This is a genomic window from uncultured Erythrobacter sp. (genome assembly GCF_947492365.1).
Taxonomy (GTDB): Bacteria; Pseudomonadota; Alphaproteobacteria; order Sphingomonadales; family Sphingomonadaceae; genus Erythrobacter.
Window position 1 is genome coordinate 1,939,103 of the sequence record NZ_CANLMB010000001.1, and the last position, 23,644, is coordinate 1,962,746.

At 59.5% G+C, this 23,644-nt stretch carries 16 protein-coding genes; 4 read left to right on the plus strand and 12 right to left on the minus strand.

The annotated features are described in order from the left end of the window. Positions 1-83 precede the first annotated feature (83 nt). From Q0887_RS09260 to Q0887_RS09310, 11 genes are all read right to left on the minus strand, one after another. Entirely contained in the window at positions 84-1,790 is a 1,707-nt protein-coding gene (locus tag Q0887_RS09260; RefSeq protein WP_299194218.1) for a hypothetical protein, read from the minus strand. 118 nt (positions 1,791-1,908) lie between these two features. Next, complete coding sequence (locus tag Q0887_RS09265; protein ID WP_299194220.1) at positions 1,909-4,467, minus strand: hypothetical protein; 2,559 nt, start codon at positions 4,465-4,467, stop codon at positions 1,909-1,911. Positions 4,468-4,575: 108 nt separating this feature from the next. Then, positions 4,576-5,616 (minus strand): hypothetical protein, encoded by a 1,041-nt coding sequence (locus Q0887_RS09270; RefSeq protein ID WP_299194222.1) that lies wholly within the window; start codon positions 5,614-5,616, stop codon positions 4,576-4,578. Positions 5,617-5,695: 79 nt separating this feature from the next. Beyond that, positions 5,696-8,356: a hypothetical protein gene (locus Q0887_RS09275; RefSeq protein ID WP_299194223.1), complete on the minus strand. Its 2,661-nt coding sequence runs from the start codon at positions 8,354-8,356 to the stop codon at positions 5,696-5,698. Between the two features lie 13 nt (positions 8,357-8,369). Further along, positions 8,370-10,913, minus strand: a complete 2,544-nt coding sequence (locus Q0887_RS09280; protein WP_299194224.1) for a hypothetical protein — start codon at positions 10,911-10,913, stop codon at positions 8,370-8,372. A 195-nt stretch (positions 10,914-11,108) separates the two neighbouring features. Then, complete coding sequence (locus Q0887_RS09285; RefSeq protein WP_299194226.1) at positions 11,109-12,089, minus strand: CsgG/HfaB family protein; 981 nt, start codon at positions 12,087-12,089, stop codon at positions 11,109-11,111. Further along, positions 12,089-12,511, minus strand: coding sequence for a curli assembly protein CsgF (locus Q0887_RS09290; protein ID WP_299194228.1), 423 nt, complete (start codon positions 12,509-12,511; stop codon positions 12,089-12,091). The genes Q0887_RS09285 and Q0887_RS09290 overlap by 1 nt, the downstream gene beginning before the upstream one ends. 285 nt (positions 12,512-12,796) lie before the next feature. Then, positions 12,797-15,451, minus strand: a complete 2,655-nt coding sequence (gene metH, locus Q0887_RS09295; protein WP_299194230.1) for a methionine synthase — start codon at positions 15,449-15,451, stop codon at positions 12,797-12,799. 3 nt (positions 15,452-15,454) lie between these two features. Then, positions 15,455-16,501, minus strand: a complete 1,047-nt coding sequence (locus Q0887_RS09300; protein WP_299194231.1) for a homocysteine S-methyltransferase family protein — start codon at positions 16,499-16,501, stop codon at positions 15,455-15,457. Continuing rightward, positions 16,498-17,430, minus strand: a complete 933-nt coding sequence (gene metF, locus Q0887_RS09305) for a methylenetetrahydrofolate reductase (protein ID WP_299194233.1) — start codon at positions 17,428-17,430, stop codon at positions 16,498-16,500. The genes Q0887_RS09300 and metF overlap by 4 nt, the downstream gene beginning before the upstream one ends. Continuing rightward, positions 17,427-18,434 (minus strand): metalloregulator ArsR/SmtB family transcription factor, encoded by a 1,008-nt coding sequence (locus Q0887_RS09310; protein ID WP_299194235.1) that lies wholly within the window; start codon positions 18,432-18,434, stop codon positions 17,427-17,429. Before Q0887_RS09310 ends, metF begins: the two co-directional genes overlap by 4 nt. A gap of 119 nt (positions 18,435-18,553) precedes the next feature. Here Q0887_RS09310 and Q0887_RS09315 point away from each other — a divergent pair, with 119 nt between their 5' ends. From Q0887_RS09315 to Q0887_RS09330, 4 genes are read left to right on the plus strand one after another with little or no spacing between them, the layout of a single operon-like run. Continuing rightward, entirely contained in the window at positions 18,554-20,461 is a 1,908-nt protein-coding gene (locus Q0887_RS09315) for a beta-galactosidase (protein ID WP_299194237.1), read from the plus strand. Further along, on the plus strand, positions 20,458-21,531 hold the full coding sequence (locus tag Q0887_RS09320; protein ID WP_299194239.1) for a Gfo/Idh/MocA family oxidoreductase: 1,074 nt from the start codon (positions 20,458-20,460) through the stop codon (positions 21,529-21,531). The genes Q0887_RS09315 and Q0887_RS09320 overlap by 4 nt, the downstream gene beginning before the upstream one ends. A 15-nt stretch (positions 21,532-21,546) precedes the next feature. Continuing rightward, the gene (locus Q0887_RS09325; protein WP_299194241.1) at positions 21,547-22,506 is read left to right on the plus strand and encodes an aldo/keto reductase; all 960 of its coding nucleotides are present in this window, start codon (positions 21,547-21,549) and stop codon (positions 22,504-22,506) included. Further along, positions 22,499-23,422, plus strand: a complete 924-nt coding sequence (locus Q0887_RS09330) for a TauD/TfdA family dioxygenase (protein WP_299194243.1) — start codon at positions 22,499-22,501, stop codon at positions 23,420-23,422. Before Q0887_RS09325 ends, Q0887_RS09330 begins: the two co-directional genes overlap by 8 nt. A 3-nt stretch (positions 23,423-23,425) precedes the next feature. Here Q0887_RS09330 and Q0887_RS09335 read toward each other — a convergent pair whose 3' ends face one another. Beyond that, complete coding sequence (locus Q0887_RS09335) at positions 23,426-23,563, minus strand: hypothetical protein (RefSeq protein WP_299194245.1); 138 nt, start codon at positions 23,561-23,563, stop codon at positions 23,426-23,428. Between the last annotated feature and the right edge of the window lie 81 nt (positions 23,564-23,644).

The window sequence follows — 23,644 nt, forward strand, 5'->3', positions numbered from 1 at the left end:
TCGGGAGGGCGCGCCTAGCAACCCTCCCGAAAGCTCTTGTGGCGAAGCGCAGCAATGCGCCCGGCCGAATGAACGGGGCCTGATTACATGCCCTGCGTGACTGTCACCGTGTTGCCGGTCCCGTCTTGGAACACGCTCGATGTGTTTCCATCGAGAGCCTGCATGACATTGGCAGAGTTGCTGGTGCCTTCCTGTTCAATGAAGCTGGTGTTGTCATTACCATCCTGAAGAACGGTCGCCATGTTGAGCCCGCCCGCAGTTGCGAGGTTCTGGGTCACTTCGCTGAAGTTATCGTCGCCGCCTTGCGTGACATCGGCGACATTGCCGTCGGCGCCAGTTCCAGCACCGCCAGCGAAGCCCTGGTCAATTGCGCTGAAGTTGCCTTCGCCGATCTGGAAGAGGTCTGCATCGCTGCTGTCGCTATTCTGGAACACCAGCGAAGTGCCGTTGTTACCGTCCTGATCGACATTGGTATCGCCGCTCGCGCCGCCAAAGTCACCCTGAACAACTGTGCTTTCATTGCCATCACCGATTTGGTCGACAAAAGCGACCTGCGTCGCGCCGCCCTGAACGATCAGCGATGACAGATTGTCGCCTGCCTGATTGGAGGTTGCGGTCGCATCATTCGCCCCGCCAGTGACGCCTCCAAATGCGGAAGTGTCACCTTGCACGATGAACGAGAAGTTGTTCGTGCCGCTGGTCTGATTGATTGTGGCAACGCTGGCTGTGGCAGGAGCGCCGTCAACCGCATCGCCGGTTTGAACGATGCCCGCATCCGCACCGTCTGTGCCAGCGCTCTGCGTGATCGTTGCGGTGTCTCCGCGAGCCTGATCGACCTGCTCTACAGTTGCAAAACCATTGTCACCATCTTGAGTGATAGTGGCAAAGTTGTTGCCATCATCGGGACCCGGATTGCGGCCATCCTGGAATATACCCGTAAAGTTGCCCGAACCGGTTTGTGTGATCGTTGCGGTCTGGCCAACGGCGCCTGCATCGTCCTGGAACACGTCGGATTCATTGCCGGTTCCCGATTGATTGAGCGTCGTAAGGTTGCTGCGACCTTGCTGCTCAACATTCGAGACACCGTCATCGCCGGTTTGCGTCACATTCGCCGTGTTCTGGCGCCCCGTAATCGAGGACTGAACGACAGTCGAAGAACTGTCATTGCCTGACTGGATAATTGTCGCGGTGTTCTGACGATTGAACTGGCTGACATCCGAAGAATTGCCTGCGCCGGTTTGTGTTACAGTCGTCGTCAGATCACCATCATTGAGACCGCCACCAAGATCGGCCTGACTGATAATCGAGGAATGACCATCACCAGTCTGATTGACCGTCGCGACAAAGTTGTTTGCGGTTTCGTTGGCAGTGGTCTGCGCAATGTCTGATGCGCTCGCTCCGTTCTGAGTGACCGTTGCCGACATAATACCCGAATTCAGGCCGCCTGCCGACTGGCTCACGACCGAGTCTGCCCCGCCTGCCTGGGTGACAGTCGCGGTCAGATCGGTAGCGCCAACACCGGGCGTGGTCTGATCGATGTTCGAGATATTGCCATCCGCATCCTGATCGACGGTAGCGGTAAGCGTGTCGCCGTCCTGCACCACATCGGAAACGTTGCCGGTGCCGCCGCTCTGATCAACATTGGCGGTCACGCCTGTGCCGGTGGAATCAATCACAGAGCAATTTCCCGTGACGCCGACACATGCGGGCGGAACCACTGCTTGAGCGAAAAGCGGTGCGGCGGCGGTGAACGCCAGAGCCGATGCGCTTGTGAGAATGATCTTTTTCATCGTAGCCTGCCTCTTCGTTTGCCGCCCGATGCGGCTTTGTATTCGTACCGGAGCCTTCCGGTAAGTTCGGAACCTGACCGGCAGAGCCTCCTGCTCCGCCGGTCAGGATCAATCGTGATCAGGGCGTGCCCTGCGTGACCGTGGTCATGTTGCCCACGCCGGTCTGGCTGATGGTCGACATGTCGCCCATTCCGCCTTGCGTGACATCGGCGACATTCGAAGTGCCGTCCTGCGTGATGCTAGAAACCGCCAGCGATGAACCAGCCAGCTGCGTCAATGTAGCCTGGTTGGTGGTGCCAGACTGATCGATCAGCGACATACCCTCTGTTCCGTTTTGATCCGTGGTCGCCAGATTGCTGACACCGCCTACATTCTGCGTGACTGTCGATCCGTTTTCATTGCCGATCTGGGTAATGAATGCCCGGTCATCGGTTCCTGACTGCGTAGCGGAGGCAACATTGTCATCACCCCTCTGATCGATGGTTGCATTGGTGCTGAAGAAGCCGGTTGCATCGCCGTCCTGCAGAATTGTGCCATCGTTGCGATCTCCAAGCTGGGTGATCGTAGCAGTGGCCAATCCTCCCGGGCCATTGGTCGTGGATTGGGTGATCGAGGCGACGTTGTCGTCAGAGTTGCTTTGAGTGATGGAGGCCAAAGTGTTGACGCCGTCCTGGAGAACGGTGAGCTCGTTACGATCTCCCAACTGCGTAGTGTTCGATGCGTTGGCGCTGCCCGTCTGATCGACATCAGCCATATTGGCGGTGCCATCCTGGTTGACACGAGCCACCGGGCTCCCGCCAATTCCTGGCAGTCCAAAGCCGATGGCACCCTGAACGGCGGATTGGTTCACATCGGCAACGTTGTCCGCGCCGGCCTGAATTACGAGCGCTCCAGCAGTGCCCGTCGGTGACGATTGAGTAATCGTGGATTGCTGATTATCACCGCTCTGCTCGACAATTGCCTCATCGCCAACGCCTGATTGAGTCACTTCGGAAAAGCTGTTGGCGGACATCTGAGTGATGTCCGCGCTCGCATCATCCCCGGTCTGGGTGACAATCGAGGTGTTGTTGTCGCCGGTTTGCTCAACATCACCGATATTGTTCGCGGCGGTCTGTGTCGCGGTGTTGGTGTTGTTATTTCCGGTCTGACTTGCGAGGAACAGGCCCGAGGTTCCGCTCTGGCCGACATCGGAGAAGTTACCGTCGCCCGCCTGGAACGTCTCGGAATTATTGCCCGTTCCGCTCTGGGCAGTGAAGGCGGCATTCCCGTCGCCGCTTTGCTGTTCGATCAGAGCCTCGTTGGCGCTGATCGGGTCGCCTGCAGCCGCGTCACCTGTCTGGGTGATCGCCGCATTGCCGTTGCTCGAAGCCGCGCCCTGGAAAATGACCGCGACATCGCCGCGTGCATTGTCGCTCTGCAAAATACCGGCGAAGGAGCCGTCACCGGACTGGATCAGCTCGGCACGGTTGGCGCGCGGATTACCGCCGCCATCATTGCCCGAACCGGCATCACCGGTCTGCACAATCTCACCGACATTGTTGTCACCGTTCTGCGTGACATCGGCAAACATCGTGTCGCCGCCTGCCAGCTGATCGACGAAGCTCATATTGCCGTCGCCATTTTGAGTTACGTTGACATCGGCGCGGCTAACATTTTCCTGATTGACGGCCGAGGTGTTGTTCGACCCTTCCTGTATAATCACTGTGTCGATATCGACGCCGCCATTGGCAGGACCGACCTGCACGAAAGACGTGTTGTTGCCGCCGGAGATATTGAGCAGGTTCTGGTTGACTGTGACACGGGCCGAGAATGCGCCGTCCTGGATGATGTCGGAATTGTTGTCGACGCCGTCCTGATTGACAGTCGCGGTCAGGCTGAAGCGATCCTGCGTGATGGTCGATGTGCCGCCCGTGCCGGATTGCATGACCGTGGCTGTGCCGCCGCTAGCCGCCACCTGATCGATCTCTGACGAATTGTCGAAGCCCGATTGCGTGACAGTCGCCGTTTGCGAGCGGGCGCTGGCTGTCTGGTCGATGCGCGAGAAGTGGGCATCGCCCGTTTGGGTCACGGTTGCATCCGCGCCGTTGTTCGTGCCGCTGATGATCTGGGTGATCTGCGATTCGCTTGCGCCATCCTGCGACACGATCGCGCTACCCGTAGTGGGGTTCACATTGGTTGTGCTCTGCAGGATCGAAGATGTCGCGCCGTTCGACTGCGTCACATCTGCGATCAAGGCGCCATCCGCACCGCCGCTGGCATCCTGCGCAACAATGGAAGAACTGCCATCCGCATCCTGATCGACATCCGCAGACAAAGTGGTGGTGACACCAGTTGCCGTTTGATCAATGTCGGAATCGTTGCTGTTCCCGTCCTGATTGATGATCGCAAGCGGATCGGCCAGCGCAGCGCCGTCATCCTGTTGATCAATATTCGAGAGGTTATCCGTGCCGTTCTGGTCGACATCGGCATCAGCGCCGATTGCGTCCTGAATGACTTCCGAAGCATTCCCCGTGCCGGTTTGATCCACCGCGACATCGTTGTCGCTGCCGGTGGAGTCGATAACACTGCAATTGCCTGTGACGCCGACGCAAGCGGCCGGTGTGGTTGCCTGGGCGAAAAGCGGTGCGGTTGCGGCAAGCGCGAGGACCGATGCGCTTGTGAGAATTGTCTTCTTCATGGTTCTAACCTCTCGAATGTTGTTCATTGCGACACATTCGCGTGCGGGATCTTTTGTCCCGCTTATGTGTTGCCGGGCGAGCCCCCCGCCCGCCCGGCTATCGGTGTCCTACTGGTTCACCGTGATGGAGTTGCCGGTGCCGCCCTGCGTGACAGACGAGAAGTTCCCGTCGGTCAGCTGGTTGACCGTTGCACTCAGAGTGCTTCCGTCTTGCGTAACGAAGCTGACATTGTTGTCGCCAGCCTGAAGCACGTCAGCGATATTGCCGCTGCCAGCGGTCGTCTCGTTCTGCGAGATCGCGCTGAAGTTGCCCGATCCGTCCTGCGCGATGCTCGCGGTGTTGTTGTCACCGCCAACGCCTGCGCCGCCGACAAAGCCCTGATCGATCAGGGCAAAGTTGCCGGTGCCGTTTGCCTGGCCGATATCAGCGTCGTTGCCGTCGCTGCTCTGAGCGATTTCAGCGCTATCGCCGTCACCGATCTGCAGAATGAAGGCATCGTTGGTGCTGCCGCCGAATGCACCCTGCGAAACGATTGCATCGTTGCCCGAGCTAGCCGTGAGCTGATCTATAAGGGTGATCTGGTCGGCCCCGGTCTGGATGTTCAGCGCAACATTGTTGTCGCCTTCCTGACGAACGATCGAGCTGGCATTTGTAGCGCCCGAAACTGTGCCACCGACAAGCGAGCTATCGCCTTGAACGATCGCAGTGAAGTTGCCGATTCCGTTCCCGCCACCTTGGAAGACTTCAGCGAAGCCATTGAGCGAGTCCGTCTGGGTAACTTCAGCCGATGCGACCTGAGTCGACGCCTGGTCGATATTGGCGGTGTTGCCGTCAGAAGTGCCGTCCTGGATCACATCGGCAAACGAGCCGTTTGAACCTGCCTGCTGGATAACATTCGCGGTATTGGAACCGGTCGCAGTCTGATCGATATCAACTTCGTTACCCGTGGTGTTGATACCGGTCTGGGTCACGTCGGCGTCATTGTTGTCGCCAACCTGATTGATGTCGGACGTGTTCGCATTTTCTTGCGTGACGTCGGCCGCGTTGCCGGTGCCGTTCTGGGTGACGGTCGAAGTGCTCTGCGCGAAGGCCGGGCTGGCCAGTCCGAGAGCAAGGATCGATGCGCCTGCTAGGATTGTCTTTTTCATGGTCTTGGTCCTCTTCATTCAAATTCGTCTGTTCAATTCATGCGACGGGCAATTCTGCGTGCCCTTCTAAATCTGCGTTCTAATTCTGAGTCACGGTGACGGCGTTGCCGGTGCCGATTTGCGAGACGCTCGACATGTCACCCATTCCGCCCTGAGTGACGGTTGCGGTATTGCTTGTGCCGTCCTGAAAGATGGAAGAACTGTTGAACGTCCCATCCTGATTGAGCGTTGCATTGTTGCTGGTTCCAACCTGGATGACATCCGAGGTTCCGTCATCGCCGTTCTGATTGATATCGGCAGTGTTCGTGAAGCTCACCGGATTTTGAACTATTGTCGATACATTGCGATCGCCGATCTGGTCGATGAAGGCGACGTTATCGGTGCCCGATTTCAGAACGTTGGACGAGTTGTTGTTGCCGATCTGAATGGCCTGCGTTTGCTGCGTAAAGAAGCCGGTGGCGACGCCCTGATCATCGATCCGCGAGAAGTTGTCATCGCCGGTTTGGTTCGGCTGGGCGAAGGTGATACCTCCAGCGGTTGAAATCCCAGACATCAACACCTCGGCGGTGTTGTTGTTGCCGGTCTGGTTGAACGAAGAATCGGTGTTATCACCGCTCTGAAGGATAGAGGCGGTGTTTCCGTCACCGGATTGATTGAACCGACCGATATTGCTGTTGCCGGTCTGGGTAATGATGCCAGTGTTCCCGTCGCCATCCTGGCCGACAAACGCAACCTGACCGGATGTCCGACCCCCGGCATTATTGAAGAAATCGGCAAATCCGCCTGACTGATCAATGGTGGCTGTATTGTTCGCCCCGAATTGTATGACCTGAGCAGCAGCAGACGCATTGAGTGCCCCGCCGGCATTGTCAGTGGAGCTTTGAGTGATAGTCGACGTCTGATTGGTGCCGAACTGCTCAACATCAGCAAAGTTGAAATCACCGGTCTGGGTCGCAGTTGACGTGCTGTTGTCGCTCAATTGATCGATATCGAGCTCGCCATTGGTGCCTGTCTGAGACGCGGTTGATGTGTTGCCATCCCCATCCTGCAGGACGTCGGCGAGATTGTCCGACCCTCCTTGGGTCACCGTCGATGCGTTGCCGATCCCGCCGGTCAGAACGATTGCATTGTTGAGCATGCCGCTCTGCGTGACAGTCGAGGTGTTCTCATCACCAATCTGATCGACTGTCGCATCGTTCTGGTCGCCCGATTGCGTCACCGTGCTGGTGTTGGCGAGCATATTGGCATTGAGGTCGATACCGAACTGAGTCACCGTGGCGGTGTTGTTCGTATCCGACTGAGTGACCGTCGACACATCGAACTCGCCGTTCTGGTTGACGTCGGCAAGGTTCGCAGAACTGCCGACTGCCTGCGTCGCTGTTGAAGTGTTGTTGTCGCCAAGCTGGTCGACAAGCACCGTGCCGTTTTCTCCCGAGGCGGTTACGTTAGAAGTGTTGTCGCTGCCCCCCTGAAGGATAGTCACGATGCTGCCCGAGGGGACATCAAAGGAATTGGCCGCGCTACCAAGGACAGTCGTGCTGGAGTTGAAATTGCCTGACTGGGTCAGCGTGTGCGTGCTGTTTTCTGCAGGCTGGTCAAGGCTGGCAAAGTTGTCATCGCCGCTCTGGGTAATGGTGCTGGTATTGTTGTCATCAGCCGGGCCCGAGGCGTTGATTCCCTGACGAAGGACATTGGCCGTGTTCCGGCTGCCGTCCTGAGTGATCGTGCTCACCTGATCGCCAGACACCTGACCCTGCACAACCGTAGCGATATTGTCATCACCGTTCTGGGTGATCGTGCTGTCGCTGTCCTCCGAACGCTGCGAGGTGTCGGCGATGTTGTTTTCGCCCGTCTGGGTATGGGTGATGGTCGAATCGTCATCATCCTGGAACGCGCTCGAATCGTTGCCGTCGCCGCTTTGCGTGATCAGCACGACACCGCGGTCGGTGTTGCTGTCCTGATCGACAAAGCTGGTGTTGAGCACGCCCGACTGGATTACGTCGACATCGCCCTCTTCGCCGTCTTGGATGACAGTCGAAACATTGTCCGCTGCGGTCTGCTCGACATTGGCGTTGTTGGCGCGCTGTGACTGGTTGACGGTGGAGACGCCGTTATCGGAAGATTGCGACACGGTCGCGACCTGATTCAGCGCACTCTGCGTGACTGAAGATGTGTTATCCGATCCGGTCTGGTCGACATCGGCCGAACCGTTGGTCCCGCCCTGTGACACAGAAGAATCGTTGCCGCTCAGGATCTGGAAGACATCGACCGTCCCGGCACTGCCGGTTTGGGTCACGCTGGAAATCGAACCATCGCTGTCCTGATTGACAGTTGCCATGTTGGTCGAGCCGGATTGTGCGATATCGGAATCGTTGCCGAGACCAGCCTGCGTGAAGCTTGTGGTGTTGGTCAGACCGCTTTGCGTCATCGCGGAGGTGTTTTCGTCCCCGATCTGGAACGAGGTGATGGTGTTGCCGTCACCCGCCTGATCGATGTCGCTGGCATTGGTGTTGGCCGTCGCGCCAGTAATGAGGATACCCTGCTGCTCGACAGTAACCGAAGAATTGTCCGCGCTCTGATCGACGATCGACGAATTGCCGCCATCGGGGCCGCCCTGCGTCACCGAAAGAGTGCTGCCGGTTCCCGTTTGAGAAATGGTGCTGGAATTGCTTTGCGCCAGCGCGGGGCTTGCCACGCCAAGAGCAAGGATCGACGCGCCTGCTAGGAATGTTCTTTTCATCTGCCTGGTCCTCCTAGTTCTGCGTCACGGTGGCGGCGTTGCCGGTGCCGGTTTGCGAGACACTCGAAAAATCACCAATGCCGCCTTGCGTGACGGTGGCTCCGTTGAGGTCGCCGTTCTGCGCAATGACGCTGATCCCATCAGTCCCGTTTTGCGTGACAGTGAGGGTGTTGTCGGTGCTGATCGCGTCAAACCCTTGCTGGGCAAGGCTCAGATTGCCGGATCCGTTTTGAGTGACAGTCGCAGTGTTGGTCGCGCCGCCAGTAAAGCCCTGATCGATTTCGCTCTCGTTGCCATTGCCATTCTGGTTGAGCGTCGCGACTTGCGTGGTGCCGCCCTGGAACACACGGCTGATGCCGTCGTTGGCAGACTGGTTGACATCGGCGGTGCTGGTGGCGCTACCGGCGATCTGCACGACCAGACTGTCATTGGCGTTGCCGACCTGATCGACAAAAACGCGATTGTCGGTGCCAGACTGGGTGACGTCTGAAACATTGTCATCGCCAATTTGCATCGGGCGAACCAGCAGGGTTTGAAATCCTGCCACAGACACGCCGTCCTGAAGCACGGTTGAGGTGTTGTTGCTACCCCGTTGAGCAGTCTGAACATCGGCAAGGCCTGGTGCAGCGGTCAGACCCGACTGCGTAATGGTCGATGTATTCCCGTCGCCCATTTCCTGCGTCACCACCGCCAACATGCGATCGCCATCTTGCGTGACGGTCGAGGTGTTCATCGAGCTGTCTTGGAACACGCTGGCGTTTGCCGAATCGCCGGGCTGGTTCACGGTGGACGTGTTGCCCGTGCCTTCTTGCCTCACGAACGCGGTGACGGAAGCAGAGCCACCGGGGACGCCCCAATTGATCCCGGCATTCCCGCCGCTCTGGTCAATGGTGGAAACATGATCCGCGCCGATCTGCTCACTTCGCGCAAATGAGGAAAAAATTGCCCCACCAAGGTCAGTCGAGGACTGCGTGATGGTCGAGGTCTGGTTGGTCCCGGACTGATCAATATCCCCAATATTCTGATCACCCGTCTGGGTCAGCGTCGCAGTGCTGTCATCGCTGACTTGCAATACCGTTGCATCACCATTGGTGCCGGTCTGGCTGAGCGTCGAAGTATTGTCGTCGCCATCCTGATCGACATCCGCAACATTGGCCATGCCAGATTGCGTAATGCCCGATGTGTTACCCGTACCACCCTGAAGCAAATTAGCCAGATTGAGGGTGCCGCCCTGCGTCATGGTTGAGCTGTTTTCGTCGCCCACTTGCGCAGAGACCACAATGCTCATGTCACCGCTTTGAGTGACAGTGCTGGTGTTGGTGGTCGCAGGCAGACCAAGGTCAAACCCGGTTTGCGTGACCAAGATCGAGCTGTTGTCTCCGCTTTGATCGACCGTCGAGCTTCCGCCGCCAAAGACGCCGTCCTGCACAATTGTGGTCGTGCTGTCAGTGCCCGATTGGGTGATCGCCGACGTATTGTTGTCGCTCGATTGCGTGACAGTGGCGGTCGGACGAATGCCGCTCTGCGTTCCGGTCGAGCTGTTCATATTGCCAGACTGGGTAACAGTGAACGTGCCTTCATCACCCGGCTGATTGACCGAGGCGAAGTTGTCGTCACCGCTTTGGATGAAGGTCGCGGTGTGGTCTTCATTGCCGCTCGCAGAAAGACCGGTGCCCTGGCTTTCGACCCGCGCTTCGTTGCGGTCGCCGGTTTGCAGGATGTCCGCGAGGTTGAGCTCGTTGATCTGGCGAACCACGGCGATGTTGTCATCGCCTTGCTGATTGACAAAAACATCGTTGTCATCGTCAAGCGGGCCAGTGCCGTTGATACCCTGCTGGACATCAGAGGAGTTGCGGTCACCACTTTGCGTGATCGTCGCCGTCTGATTGTCCGAGATAATGCCTTGAACAAGCGTCGAAGTGTTCATCTCGCCGCTCTGCGTCACAAAAGCATCGCTGTTCGATGCGCGCTGATCAATCGTCGAGGTGTTGTCGCTACTGGTTTGCAGAACAACCGCATTGGTGTTGTTGTCATCGCGCTGAGTGATGGTGCTCGAATTGCGCTCGCCCAGCTGATCGACATCGATCGTACCGTCGAGGTCTGACTGCGTGATGGTCGAAGTGTTGTCGTCGCCATCTTGCAGAACATCGGCGAAATTATCTGTGTCGGACTGGCTCACGGTCGAGCTGTTGCCGATGCCGCCCTGGACCAGCGCGACTTCCATATCGACGCCGCTTTGGGTGACGGTGGAATCGTTCGCATCACCGGTCTGCGCCGAATTGACGATCTGGTTGGCGCCAGCCTGCGTGATGTCGCTGGAATTGGTGTCGGGGCTTGGTGCGACAAGATCAATGCCGGTCTGCGTAACATTGATCGTGCTGGTGTCAGCGCTCTGATCGACAGTCGAAGAGTTACCACCATCCGGACCGCCCTGCGTGACAGAGACGGCGCTGCCTGTTCCGGTTTGAGAAACAGTACTCGAATTGTCCTGCGCTGAGGCTGTCACACTTACCGAAAGCGCCAGCGTCGAAACTGCAAGATATAGGTAGTTCTTCATACTTGTATCACCTGACATCACAGGCGATGACCGCAGAACGCAACGACGCATTGAGACGTCGAGCTATCAGGATATCGCCATCCAATTCACTGCACGCATCGGAGTTGCAGCTCCTTTGCGTGCGTTTCTTCTGCGACCCGCGATGCGCCCTCATTTTTTGCGGTGCGCACCGACTTCAATTCAAAAGCTTCTCGACTACGACCCCCCGTCGTTGTCATCCCCGTCATCGACCACCGTTAGAGCGGTCAGCGAGCCTGCGCGTTCGACTGCTTGCTGCACGTCGCGCGCATCGTAAATTCCATCACGCTCTGCGCGGTAGGTGCTGAGCAGCGCCTCGGCGCCTTCCATGTCGGCGAAACGCCACAGGCCCAGATCGACGCCTTCGAGCACCAGCCCGTAAACCGCCTTTTCAATGGCTTGCTGGAGCGCGACCTGATCTGGCTCATTCGAAGTGATGCCCCACTCCGCTTCAAGCAGTTCGCGGAAAGCCACAAAGCGATAGGCACTTGCGCCGATGGCCTGACTGGCAATCGTCTTGGATGCCTGAACATTGGTGAGCACTTCGCCGGTGCGCACAGAAACCGCGCGCAGGTAAACCGTCACAGTGTCCTGCCGGTATTCGGTCCGCGCCCCGATGCCGAGAAACGCTGCACCAGCGCCTCCGGTCACAGTGTTGGTGTCATAGCCGACGATCCCGCCTTCGAGCAGCACGCCGGCAAACAGCAGAGCGGGCAGCGCATTGGGATCGATCTGCTCTTCACCGAGATAGCGGCGGCGCATTTCGCCGATGATCTGGCGTTCTTTCAGCAGGTTATCGAGACGCTCGCGCTCGACCACGGTGAACCATTGACGGTCGCCCGCATCCTGCAGAGCCTTTACCAGGATCGAACCTGCGCCCTGCGTGACAGCGCGCGACAATGTCTGACCGGTATTGGTCGGTCGGAACTGGCCGGTCTGATCGGTGAAACCATAGACTGCAATCGCCACCTGCCGCTGCGGGCCAGGAAGCTGTTGCAGCAGATTTTGCGTCTGCGTTTTCTTGGGGAAGTAAGCGAGGCTGGTGCTTTCGGGCAGCAGATTGCGCCCATCCTGCCCAACACTCATACACCCGCCCAGACCAAGGGCGAGCGCGGTGGCCAGACCGATCTTCGCGCCAAGTTTCGCAAGGGCGCGCATCAGTTCACCTCGATAAACAGAGGGATCACGATGCGGGTTTCTTCGCCCGTATCATCATTGCGGATGATCAGCGTCACCTCATCGAGTGAGCGGAAGAATTCGATTGTCTGACCGCCGAAACTGATCGTGCCCGATTCTTGCGGATTTTCGCCAAAGATCGCGTCGACAATCTGCGACGACAGCGCTGACAAGAGCCGCGATTCCAGCTGGCGGGCGAAGATGCTCGACTGGCTGTTGCGATCAACTGCATTGGGGTCGGTCGTGTTGTTCTGCGCGTTGGCAGTGCCGAGAATGTGATTGGAATTAAAGGGGTTGCCGCCGAAAGTCGGGCTGATCGGCTCATGCACCAGATCCTGTGCCAGCGCCGGACTCGCGATTGCACAGCAACCAAAAGCCGCAGCAAACGCAAAAGAGCGTATCATCCTCAATTCCCCCCTGCCCATAGGCAGCCCTAACAAAGGTTAATTTTCTCGATGAGCGAAAATGCAATGATCCACTCTGCGAGTCGAGCAATTTAATAACACTATGATACAAATTAGCCAGCTTTTCCGACGTTTTAATCGGAGCTTACCGCATTATGGCTTCGCTCTGCCGTGCGGTGGAAGCGAGCCAATGCTTACCGGAAATGGTTAACGCCGACCTAGGTGAAGGTGCGTAGGACTGAGCCTCTCACAGGACTTTTCGGGAAATTGGCGGAGAATTGGCGGCTAGAGGTTGGGCCGCAGCCAACGCTCTGCCGTCGCCATATCAACCCCGCGCCGGGTCGCATATTCCTCAAGCTGGTCGCGTCCGATTTTGGCAACCCCGAAATATTCCGCTTCCGGGTGGCCGAAATAGAACCCGCTCACCGCCGAGGTTGGCCACATGGCAAAGCTTTCGGTCAGGCTGATCCCGGTGTTCTTCTCCGCCTCGAGCAGGTCGAACAGGATCGGTTTGAGCGAATGGTCCGGGCATGCTGGATAGCCGGGCGCTGGTCGGATACCGCGATATTCTTCTTTGACCAGCGCCTCATTGGTCAGCTGCTCACCGGGCGAATAGCCCCACAGATCGGTGCGCACATGCTTGTGCAGCCGCTCAGCAAAAGCCTCAGCAAAGCGGTCAGAGAGCGCTTTGAGCAGGATGTCCGAATAATCGTCCTTGTCCGCCTGGAAGCGCGCCGAATGCTCGTCGATCCCGTGGATACCGACCGCAAATCCGCCGATCCAGTCGCCATTGGGATCGATGAAGTCGGCAAGGCACATATTGGCCCGGTCGCGCGACTTCTTGATCTGCTGGCGCAGCATAGGAAGCACCACATGCTCTTCGCGACCCCCTTCACGAATAAATTCGCGGTGGATCGTGATGTCATCGCCGTCACGCGCGCACGGCCAGAAACCGCACACGCCCTTCGCCGTCAGCCATTTCTCCGCGATAATCTGGTCGAGCATTGCATCCGCATCAGCCTTCAGACTGCGCGCGCTTTCGCCCACCACTTCATCGTCGAGAATCTTGGGATAGTTGCCGTGCAGTTCCCACGCGCGGAAGAACGGGGTCCAGTCGATATAGTCGCGCAGGTCTTCGAGCGGCCAATCTTCGAATGTGTGAACACCCGGCTGCAAAGGCGGCGCGGGCTTGTCCGAAAGATAGGCGTCGTAGAAGTTTGCGCGCGCCTCTTCGATCGTGAGAAGCTGCTTTTCCGCCTTACCCGCACGCGCATCGCGGACCTTGACGTATTCCTGGGCGGTCTCGCTCACCAGACCATCACGCTGCGTATCGGACAGCAGTTTTGAGGCCACACCCACCGCGCGGCTTGCATCGAGCACGTGGATCACCGGGCCATCATATTTTGGATCGATCCTCAGCGCGGTGTGGACCTTGCTGGTGGTCGCCCCGCCGATCAGCAGCGGCATAGTCATTTCGGCGCGGCTCATCTCTTCGGCAACCGTCACCATCTCGTCCAGCGAAGGGGTAATGAGGCCCGAAAGCCCGATCATATCCGCCTTGTTGTCATTGGCCGATTTCAGGATGTCCTGCCACGGCACCATGACACCCATATCGATCACGTCATAGCCGTTGCACTGCAGCACGACGCCGACGATGTTCTTGCCGATATCGTGCACGTCGCCCTTCACGGTCGCCATGATGATCGTGCCTTTGGAGCTGCGCTCAGCCTCGGGCAGCAGCAGCTTCTCCTCCTCGATAAAGGGGATGAGATGCGCGACCGCTTTCTTCATCACGCGCGCTGATTTGACGACTTGCGGCAGGAACATCTTGCCCGATCCGAACAGATCGCCGACGACATTCATGCCGTCCATCAGCGGGCCTTCGATCACTTCGATAGGCCGCCCGCCTGATGCGAACAAAGCCGCGCGCGCTTCTTCGGTGTCAGCAACAATATGCGCGTCGATGCCTTTGACCAAAGCGTGTTCGAGCCGCCGCTTGACCTCCCAGCCCCGCCATTCCTCGGCTGCCTTTTCGTCGGCAACCGACTTGCCCTTGTAGCTTTCGGCCAGGTCGATCAGCCGCTCGGTCGCGTCGTCACGCCGCATCAGGATCACGTCTTCGCAGGCGTCTCGCAAGGTCGGGTCGATCGTGTCATAGACGTCGAGCTGCCCCGCATTGACGATCGCCATGTCGAGACCCGCCGGAATGGCGTGGTAGAGGAACACCGAATGCATCGCGCGGCGCACCGTCTCGTTGCCACGAAAGCTGAAGGACAGGTTGGAAAGCCCGCCCGAAGTCTTTGCATGCGGGCATTGCCGCTTGATCTCGCGCACAGCCTCCAGAAAATCGAGCCCGTAGCGATTGTGCTCTTCGATCCCCGTGGCCACCGCAAAGATGTTGGGGTCGAAGATGATATCTTCGGGCGGAAAGCCGATGCCGGTCAGCAGGTCATAGGCGCGCTTGCAAATCTCGATCTTGCGCTCTTTGGTGTCAGCCTGTCCGACCGTGTCGAACGCCATCACAACCACAGCCGCGCCGTAAGCCATGCATTTGCGCGCTTGCTCGAGGAACAGCTCTTCGCCTTCCTTCATGCTGATAGAGTTCACAATCGGCTTGCCCGAAACGCATTTCAGACCCGCTTCGATCACGTCCCATTTGGAACTGTCGATCATCACCGGAACCCGCGCAATATCGGGTTCTGCGGCGATCAGTTTGAGGAATGTCGTCATCGCCGCTTCGGCGTCGAGCAGACCCTCATCCATATTGACGTCGATCACCTGCGCGCCGTTTTCGACCTGCTGGCGAGCGACCTCGACTGCGGCGGCGTAATCATCGCCCATGATAAGCTTTTTGAAGCGCGCCGAGCCGGTGACATTGGTGCGCTCACCGATATTGATGAAGCGCGCGATGGATTGGTTGGGGGATTGCTGTTCAGTCATGGATCAGGCCGCCACTACAAAAGCTTCAAGGCCCGACAGGCGCATCGCAGTTTCGGGCGTGGGCACAGAGCGCGGGGTAAGGCCGTTCACCGCTTCGGCAATCGCCTTGATGTGAGCGGGCGAGGAACCACAGCAGCCGCCAAGGATATTGGCCTGCCCGTTCTCGGCCCATTGCTTCACGAGGCCCGCTGTCGTTTCCGGCATCTCGTCATACTCACCCAGCTCATTGGGGAGTCCGGCATTGGGATAGGCCATCAGCAGGGTGTCGGCGATGGCGGAAAGCACCTGCACATGCGGGCGCAGCTGATCCGCGCCGAAACTGCAATTGAGGCCGATGGTTGCCGGTTTCGCGTGGCGCACCGCATACCAGAACGCCTCGACCGTGTGGCCGGACAGATTGCGGCCAGACAGGTCGGTCAGCGTCATGGAGATCATGAGCGGCACATCGCGGCCCAGATCCTGCTCCAGCTGCTTGACCGCCATAATGCCGGCCTTGGCGTTGAGCGTGTCAAAGATCGTCTCGATCAAGATGAAATCAACTCCGCCTTCGATCAGCGCGGCAGCCTGTTCTTTGTAAACAGCGGTCAGCTCGTCAAAATCGATTTCGCGGTAGCCGGGGTCTTCGACATCGGGGCTCAGTGAAAGCGTCTTGTTGGTTGGCCCGATTGCGCCTGCGACAAAGCGCGGTCTGCCGTCCCTGGCCTGATATTCATCCGCCAGTTCGCGCGCGATTTTGCCGCTGGCAATGTTGATCGCCTCGACACGGTCCTCCGCCGCGTAATCCGCCTGCGAGATGCGATTGGCAGAGAAGGTGTTGGTAGAGATGACGTCCGAACCCGCATCGAGATAGGCGCGGGTAATGTCGGCGATCACATCGGGCCGCGTCAGAGCGAGGATATCGTTATTGCCCTTCTGGTCTGCGGCAAGGCCAAGATCACCGGCGTAGTCTTCCTCGGACAGTTTGCGATCCTGGATTTGCGTCCCGAATGCGCCGTCAAAGATCAACACCCGCTCGGCTGCGGCGACCTTTAGCTGTTCGCGCGCGCTCATTGTCTATTCTCCGAGACCGGGCGCTTGCCGAGCATATGACAGATGGCATAGCTCAGCTCGGCGCGGTTCAATGTGTAAAAGTGAAAGTCACGCACACCGCCTGCGTAGAGTTTGCGGCACAGTTCGGCAGCGATAGTTGCGCTGACCAGCTGGCGCGCCGCGGGGCGCTCGTCGAGGCCGTCAAACAGCCCCTCCATCCATGCCGGGATCGCGGTGCCGCACATCCCGCTCATGCGCTGGACGGCGGCAAAGCTCATCACCGGCATCACGCCCGGCACGATTTCCGCATCAATCCCGGCAGCTGCGGCCTTGTCGCGAAAGCGGAAGAAGCATTCGGGATCGAAGAAGAACTGGGTGATGGCGCGCGTTGCGCCCGCATCGAACTTGGCCTTCAAATTCTCAATATCGGCCTGCGCATCAGGCGAGTCCGGGTGAACCTCGGGATAGGCGGCCACCGATATCTCGAAATCCGCAACCTGTTTAAGGCCTGCGATCAACTCGACCGCATTGGCATAGCCGCCCGGATGCGGGGTGTAGTGCCCCGCGCCCTCGGGCGGATCGCCGCGCAGCGCGACAATGTGGCGAATACCGCTCTGCCAGTAATGGCGCGCAACCGCATCGACCTCTTCGCGCGTCGCATTGACGCAGGTGAGGTGCGCGGCGGCCGGAATGCCGGTCTCCTGATTGATCCGCACAACCTGCTGATGCGTCCGCTCGCGCGTCGTTCCGCCTGCACCATAGGTGACAGAGATAAAGCGCGGGCCAAGGGGAGCGAGCGTTTCGACACTCTTCCACAATGTGTCGGCCATCTTGTCCGACTTGGGCGGGAAGAATTCGAAGCTGATCGCGATATCGCCGGGCAGGTCGGAAAATAAAGGCGCACCCAGCGCGGTTTGCGCTTCTTGCAGTTGGTCGAGCGTCGGGGTCATTTTTGAGCTACTTTGGCGGGGGTGGAGGTTGTTGCAGAAGGGGTGCCGCGGCGTTTGCCGAGCCAGATTTTGACGACCAGTTCGCCGCCCTCGAGTGCAATCGGATCAGACGGGGTGAAGCCGGCCGCGCGCAAAAGCTCGCGCATCTGCTTGTCAGAGAAACCGAGACGGGCATGCTGGTGGCGGTCGCGCAATTCCTCGTGATCATGCGCGGCAAAATCGACGATGGCGATCCGGCCAGCGGGGCGCGTGACGCGCGCCGCTTCAGCCAGCGGCAGCGCAGGGTCTTGCGCGAAGTGCAGAACCTGATGGAGCAGCACAGTGTCAAAGCTTTGCGCGGCGAAGGGCAGATCGGCAAAATCGCCCTGCACCAGTTCGACCTGCGAGGCAGGCAGATGCTGAAGCTTGGCCCGCGCGACGCGCAGCATTTCGAGGTTCTTGTCGAGCGCCACCACGCGCTCAGCCTCGCCAGCGAACAGCTCCGCCATGCGGCCCGTGCCGGTGCCGATATCCAGAACCGCGCCGAGCGGCGCCTCGCCCAGAGCCTTGGAGAGGTGTTCTTCGACCTTGCCATCGGGAGTGTGGAGTGCGCGCAGCTCGTCCCATTCTCCGGCATGGCGGGCGAAATAGTCCTCCGCATTGCTTTCACGCGAACTGCGGATTGCAGCGAGCTTGCGGCGGTCTTCTTCGCAGACCCGCGCAAATTCGCTGTTCTCGCGCTCGGCAATTGCCAGCATCCGGTCGAGCGCGGCGAGCACAGGATCGGCCTCTTCAGCGCCGCCGGAACCGCCAATGGTCGCGCGCAGGAACACCCAGCTGCCTTCGCGGCGGCGCTCGGCAAGCCCGGCATCGCACAGAATGCCGACATGGCGCGAAACGCGCGGCTGGCTTTGGCCCAGCACTTGCGCAAGCTCGCCCACCGCGAGTTCCATTGCGGAAAGCAGGCGGGCTATGCGCAGCCGCGTTGGGTCTGCAAGCGCCTTGAAGATTGTGTCGATGGCCATCGCAAACCACATATAAAGATATTTTTATATGTGTAAATGGTGCGCAGCAGAATGCGCGCTGGCACAGATGGAAAAGCAAGGTTAGGACGCCAAGCAACAATTGCAAAGGGTGCCCCTAAATGAAACTCGGCTGCTGTTATTTTCCCGAACACTGGCCCGAAAAGATGTGGGCAGACGACGCGCGGCGCATGGCAGAAATGGGCCTATCGCTGGTGCGCATCGGGGAATTTGCGTGGAGTCGGATCGAACCGGAGGATGGTCGCTTCGATTGGGGCTGGCTCGACCGCGCAATTGCGACTTTGCACGATGCGGGCCTCAAAGTGATGCTCTGCACACCGACCGCGACCCCGCCCAAATGGCTGGTCGACCGGATGCCTGATATGGTCGCGCTCGACGAGGCAGGCCGCAAGCGCGGTTTCGGATCGCGGCGGCATTATTGCTTCTCGCATCTCCCCTATCGCGCCGAAAGCCGCCGGATCACGCGCGCGCTCGCCGAAAGATACGGCAACCACCCCGCAATCACCGCGTGGCAAACCGACAATGAATATGGCTGCCACGATACGGTGCTCAGCTTCTCCGACGCCGCTGCTGCGCGTTTCCGCGAATGGTGCGCGGCGCGCTATGGCGATGTTGGCGCGCTGAACGCGGCATGGGGTAATGTGTTCTGGAGCTTGGAATATGCCAGCTTCGACGCCATCGACCCGCCTAACCTGACCGTCACCGAAGCCAATCCCGCCCACTGGCTCGACTATCGCCGTTTCGCTTCCGACGAAGTTGTGAGTTTCAACCGCGAGCAAGTCGACATCCTGCGCGAGCATTCTCCCGGCCGCGACGTCACCCACAATTTCATGGGCTTCTTCACCGAGTTCGACCACCACGGTGTTGGGCGCGATCTCGATGTAGCGACTTGGGATTCTTACCCGCTCGGCTTTCTCGAACAGTTCTGGTTCAGTGCGGAGGAGAAGAACACCTATCTGCGTCAGGGCCACCCCGACATCGCCGCCTTTCACCACGATCTTTATCGCGGCTGTGCCAATGGGCGCTGGGGAATCATCGAGCAGCAGCCGGGGCCGGTGAACTGGGCGCGTTTCAACCCTGCGCCTCTGCCCGGAATGGTGAAGCTCTGGACGCTCGAGGCGATGGCGCATGGGGCGGAATTCACGAGCTATTTCCGTTGGCGGCAGGCTCCGTTCGCGCAGGAGCAGATGCACGCAGGGCTGCTGCGGCCTGACAGTTCGGATGCGGAGGCTGCAGGTGAAGCGCGCGCGGCGGCGGATGCAATCGAGGAATTGGGCGCGCAGGAGGTGGTTCAGGCTCAGGCTGCGCTCGTGTTTTCCTACGAAGCGGCATGGGTGTGCGGCATCCAGCCGCAGGGCAAGAGCTTCCGCTATCTGGAGTTGGCGTTTGAATGGTATTCGGCTTTGCGGCGCGCTGGCATCGACGTTGATATCGTCGGACCGGATGCTGACCTGTCGGGGTATAAGGCCGTGCTTGCCCCCACCCTCCCAATCACCGCGCCATCTCTGGTCGAGAAGCTGGCAGCGCTCACCTGCCCGGTCCTGATCGGGCCGCGCTCTGGCAGCAAGACCGACAGTTTCTGCATCCCTGAAAGCCTAGCGCCCGGCGAATTACGCGCGCTCATCCCGCTAACGATTACCCGCGTCGAAAGCCTCCGCGACGGGGTGAGCGAGACAGGCAATGGCTGGACAATCTCACGTTGGCGGGAGGATGTTGAAACCGCGCTCGAACCCGAATTCGTGCTCAAGGACGGGCGCGGCGTGGTCTTTGCTCAGCACAACATCCGTTACTGCGCCGCATGGCCCGATCGCTCGCTGCTCGACTTGCTGGTCGGGCGGGTCGCGGGCGAAGCGCGGATAGCCACCGCCACCCTGCCCGAAGGCCTGCGCATCCGCCGCACCGCGACGCATCTTTTTGCTTTCAATTACAGCGCACAGCCGGTGCGTTTCGACCTGACCGGCGAGACAATTGACCCGGCAGGCGTTTCGATTACGGCGCTGGCGCAATGAGCGAAACGCGCACCTATGCGATCATCGGCTGCGGCATGATGGGCCGCGAGCACATGTCGAACCTCGCGCTGGTGCCGGGCGCGGAGCTTGTCGCGATTGCCGATCCTTTCGAAGGCTCGCGCAAGGCGGCGGAGTATCACGCGGGCAGGCTCGGCCAGAGCGTGCAGTTGTTCGATGACAATGCCAAAATGCTGGCAGCGACGAAGCCCGATGCGGTCATCATCGCTTCGCCCAACTTCACCCATTTCGACGTCGTGAAACCGGTGATGGAGGCAGGCGCGGCGGTGCTGCTCGAAAAGCCGATGTGCACCGAACTCGCCGACGCGAAGGCGCTGGCCGAGGCGGTGCGCGGCTACCCTCACCTCTTCTGGGTCGGCCTCGAATATCGCTACATGCCGCCTGTCACGCGCTTTGCCGAGCGGGTCCATGCGGGCGAAACAGGGGACGCAAAGATGCTTTCGATCCGCGAGCACCGCTTCCCCTTCTTGCCCAAGATCGGCGACTGGAACCGTTTCAACCGCAACACCGGCGGGACTTTGGTGGAGAAGTGCTGCCACTTCTTCGACCTGATGCGCCACATCTTGCGCGACGAGCCAGTGCGCGTCTTCGCCAGCGGCGGGCAGGATGTGAACCATCTCGACGAGCTTTATGACGGCGAAGTGCCCGACATTATCGACAACGCCTTTGTCATCGTCGATTTCGCCGGCGGAGCGCGCGCGGTGCTCGACCTGTGCATGTTCGCCGAAGGGTCCGAACAGCAGGAAGAGATCAGCGTCGTCGGCCCCACCGGCAAGCTTGAAGTCAAGATCCCCGCTGCCGACATCACCTGGTCCCCGCGCGACCGCTCCGGGCCGGTTGTCACCCATGTCGAAACGCCTGCCGAAGCGCTTGCGGCAGGCGATCACCACGGTGCGACCTATTTCCAGCAGCTCCACTTTCACCGCGCGCTGGTCGAAGGCGGCGAGCCGCATATCACCGCGCGCGACGGCTATCATTCGGTTGTCATGGGCGTCGCCGCGCAGCAAAGCATCGCAACCGGCCAGCCGGTCGACATCAATTTCGAGGACTAGCACTTGCCCGACACAATGCCCCGATTGAACATGCCACGCATCGGCTTCGGCCTCTGGAAAATCCCGCGCGAGCACACCGCCGCCAGCGTCGTCGAGGCGGTGCGTGCAGGCTATCGCCATTTCGACAGTGCCGCCGACTACGCCAACGAGGCGGAGACGGGTGAAGGCCTCGCGCAGGCCATGGCCGAGGGGTTGGCGAGCCGCGATGATCTGTGGGTGACGTCCAAGCTGTGGAACACCTTCCACGCCGCTGAACATGTCGAAGAGGCCTGCCGAAAGAGCCTTGCCGACCTCCAGCTCGATTATCTCGACCTCTATCTGATCCACTTCCCCATCGCGCTCGAATATGTCGCGCCCGAAACGCGCTATCCGCCCGAATGGCTCCACGACCCCGACGCCGCCGAGCCGGTGATGAAACCTGCCCGCGTGCCTTTGCACGAGACGTGGAAGGCGATGGAGGCACTCGTAGAAAAGGGCCTCGTGAAGCAGATCGGCGTGTGCAACTACAATTCCGCTCTGCTGCACGATCTGATGACTTATGCGACGGTCAAACCTGCAATGCTCCAGATCGAGGCGCATCCTTATCTGACGCAGGATAATCTCATTCGCTGCGCGCAAGGATATGGCATGGACGTGACCGCCTTTTCTCCGCTGGGCGCGCAAAGTTATTTCGAACTCGATATGGCTGCCGAGGGCGAGAGCCTGCTCGGCACCGCGCCGGTCATGGTGGCCGCGCAGGCGCATGGCAAAACGCCTGCACAAGTGCTGCTGCGCTGGGGTGTGCAACGCGGCACGGCGGTGATCCCCAAGACGACCAAGCCGGAACGGATGCGCGAGAACCTTGCCATCGACGATTTCGAGCTGAGCGCGGTCGAGATGGCAGCGATTTCCTCGCTTAACCAGAACCGCCGCTTCAACGATCCCGGCGTCTTTGCCGAAGCCGCCTTCAACACGTTTCACCCGATCTATGACTGAGAGAGAGCAGAGCGAATTTCCCGGCATCATTGCGGGCGGCGGCGATCTGGCGGCATTCCTTGCGGCCAACAAGCAGGCAGTCGATCTCGCGCTCGGCGATGCCGGAGCGCTGCTGTTTCGCGGCTTCGACGTGCCCGATCCTCAGGCCTTCGATGCGGCGGTGGAAGGTTATGGCGAGGGCGGCTTCACCTATGAAGACTCGCTCAGCAATGCGGTGCGCACCAATGTGACCCCGCGCGTCTTCACCGCCAACGAAGCGCCGCCCACGACCGAGATATTCCTCCATCACGAGATGGCACAAACGCCAATCTACCCGGCCAAGCTGTTTTTCTACTGCGAGATTGCTCCGGACAAGGGTGGAGCGACGCCGCTGTGCCGATCGGATTGGGTTCTGGACCGTCTATCGGAGCAGGCCCCAGAATTCGTCGCAAGGATCGAGGCCAATGGCGTGCGCTACACCAATGTCATGCCCGGCGATGATGACGCGGCTTCAGGACAAGGCCGCTCGTGGCGCAGCACTCTAAGTGCCGCGGACAGAGTGGGGGCAGAGGCGCGCCTGGTGGAACTGAGCTATAGCTGGGAGTGGCTGAACGACGGTTCCCTGCGTGCAACCACGCCTGTCCTGCCTGCGATCCGAACGCTGCCTGATGGCAGACGCACCTTCTTCAACCAGCTGATCGCGGCGTTTCGCGGATGGGCAGACAGCAGGAATGATCCAAATCGGAGCATTACCTTCGGCGACGGCTCGCCAATCACACAGGGGGACATGGCGCCCGCTATCGCGATTGCCAATGCACTGACTTATGATTTGGAATGGCAGGTGGGCGATGTCGCGTTGGTCGACAACTTCCTCACCATGCACGGGCGCAGGCCGTTCGAAGGCAAACGCCGCGTGCTCGCCAGCTTGATTGCCTAAGCGCTACCCGCCGCCCGGCGAATTGCGCGAACTGGTGACCGCGCCATCGCGCCCAACGGTAGCGCTGCCGCCGGTGAGATTGCGGACCGATCCGAAATGGATCAACCTTGGCTTGTTGTAATGGCGCAACTCTGTTCTCATGGGGTGGTTCCGGATTCCGATTCTGCTTTAGCCCCCAGATCTTCAATATGGGTTAAAGCGTGCACTCCGGCTGAACAATGG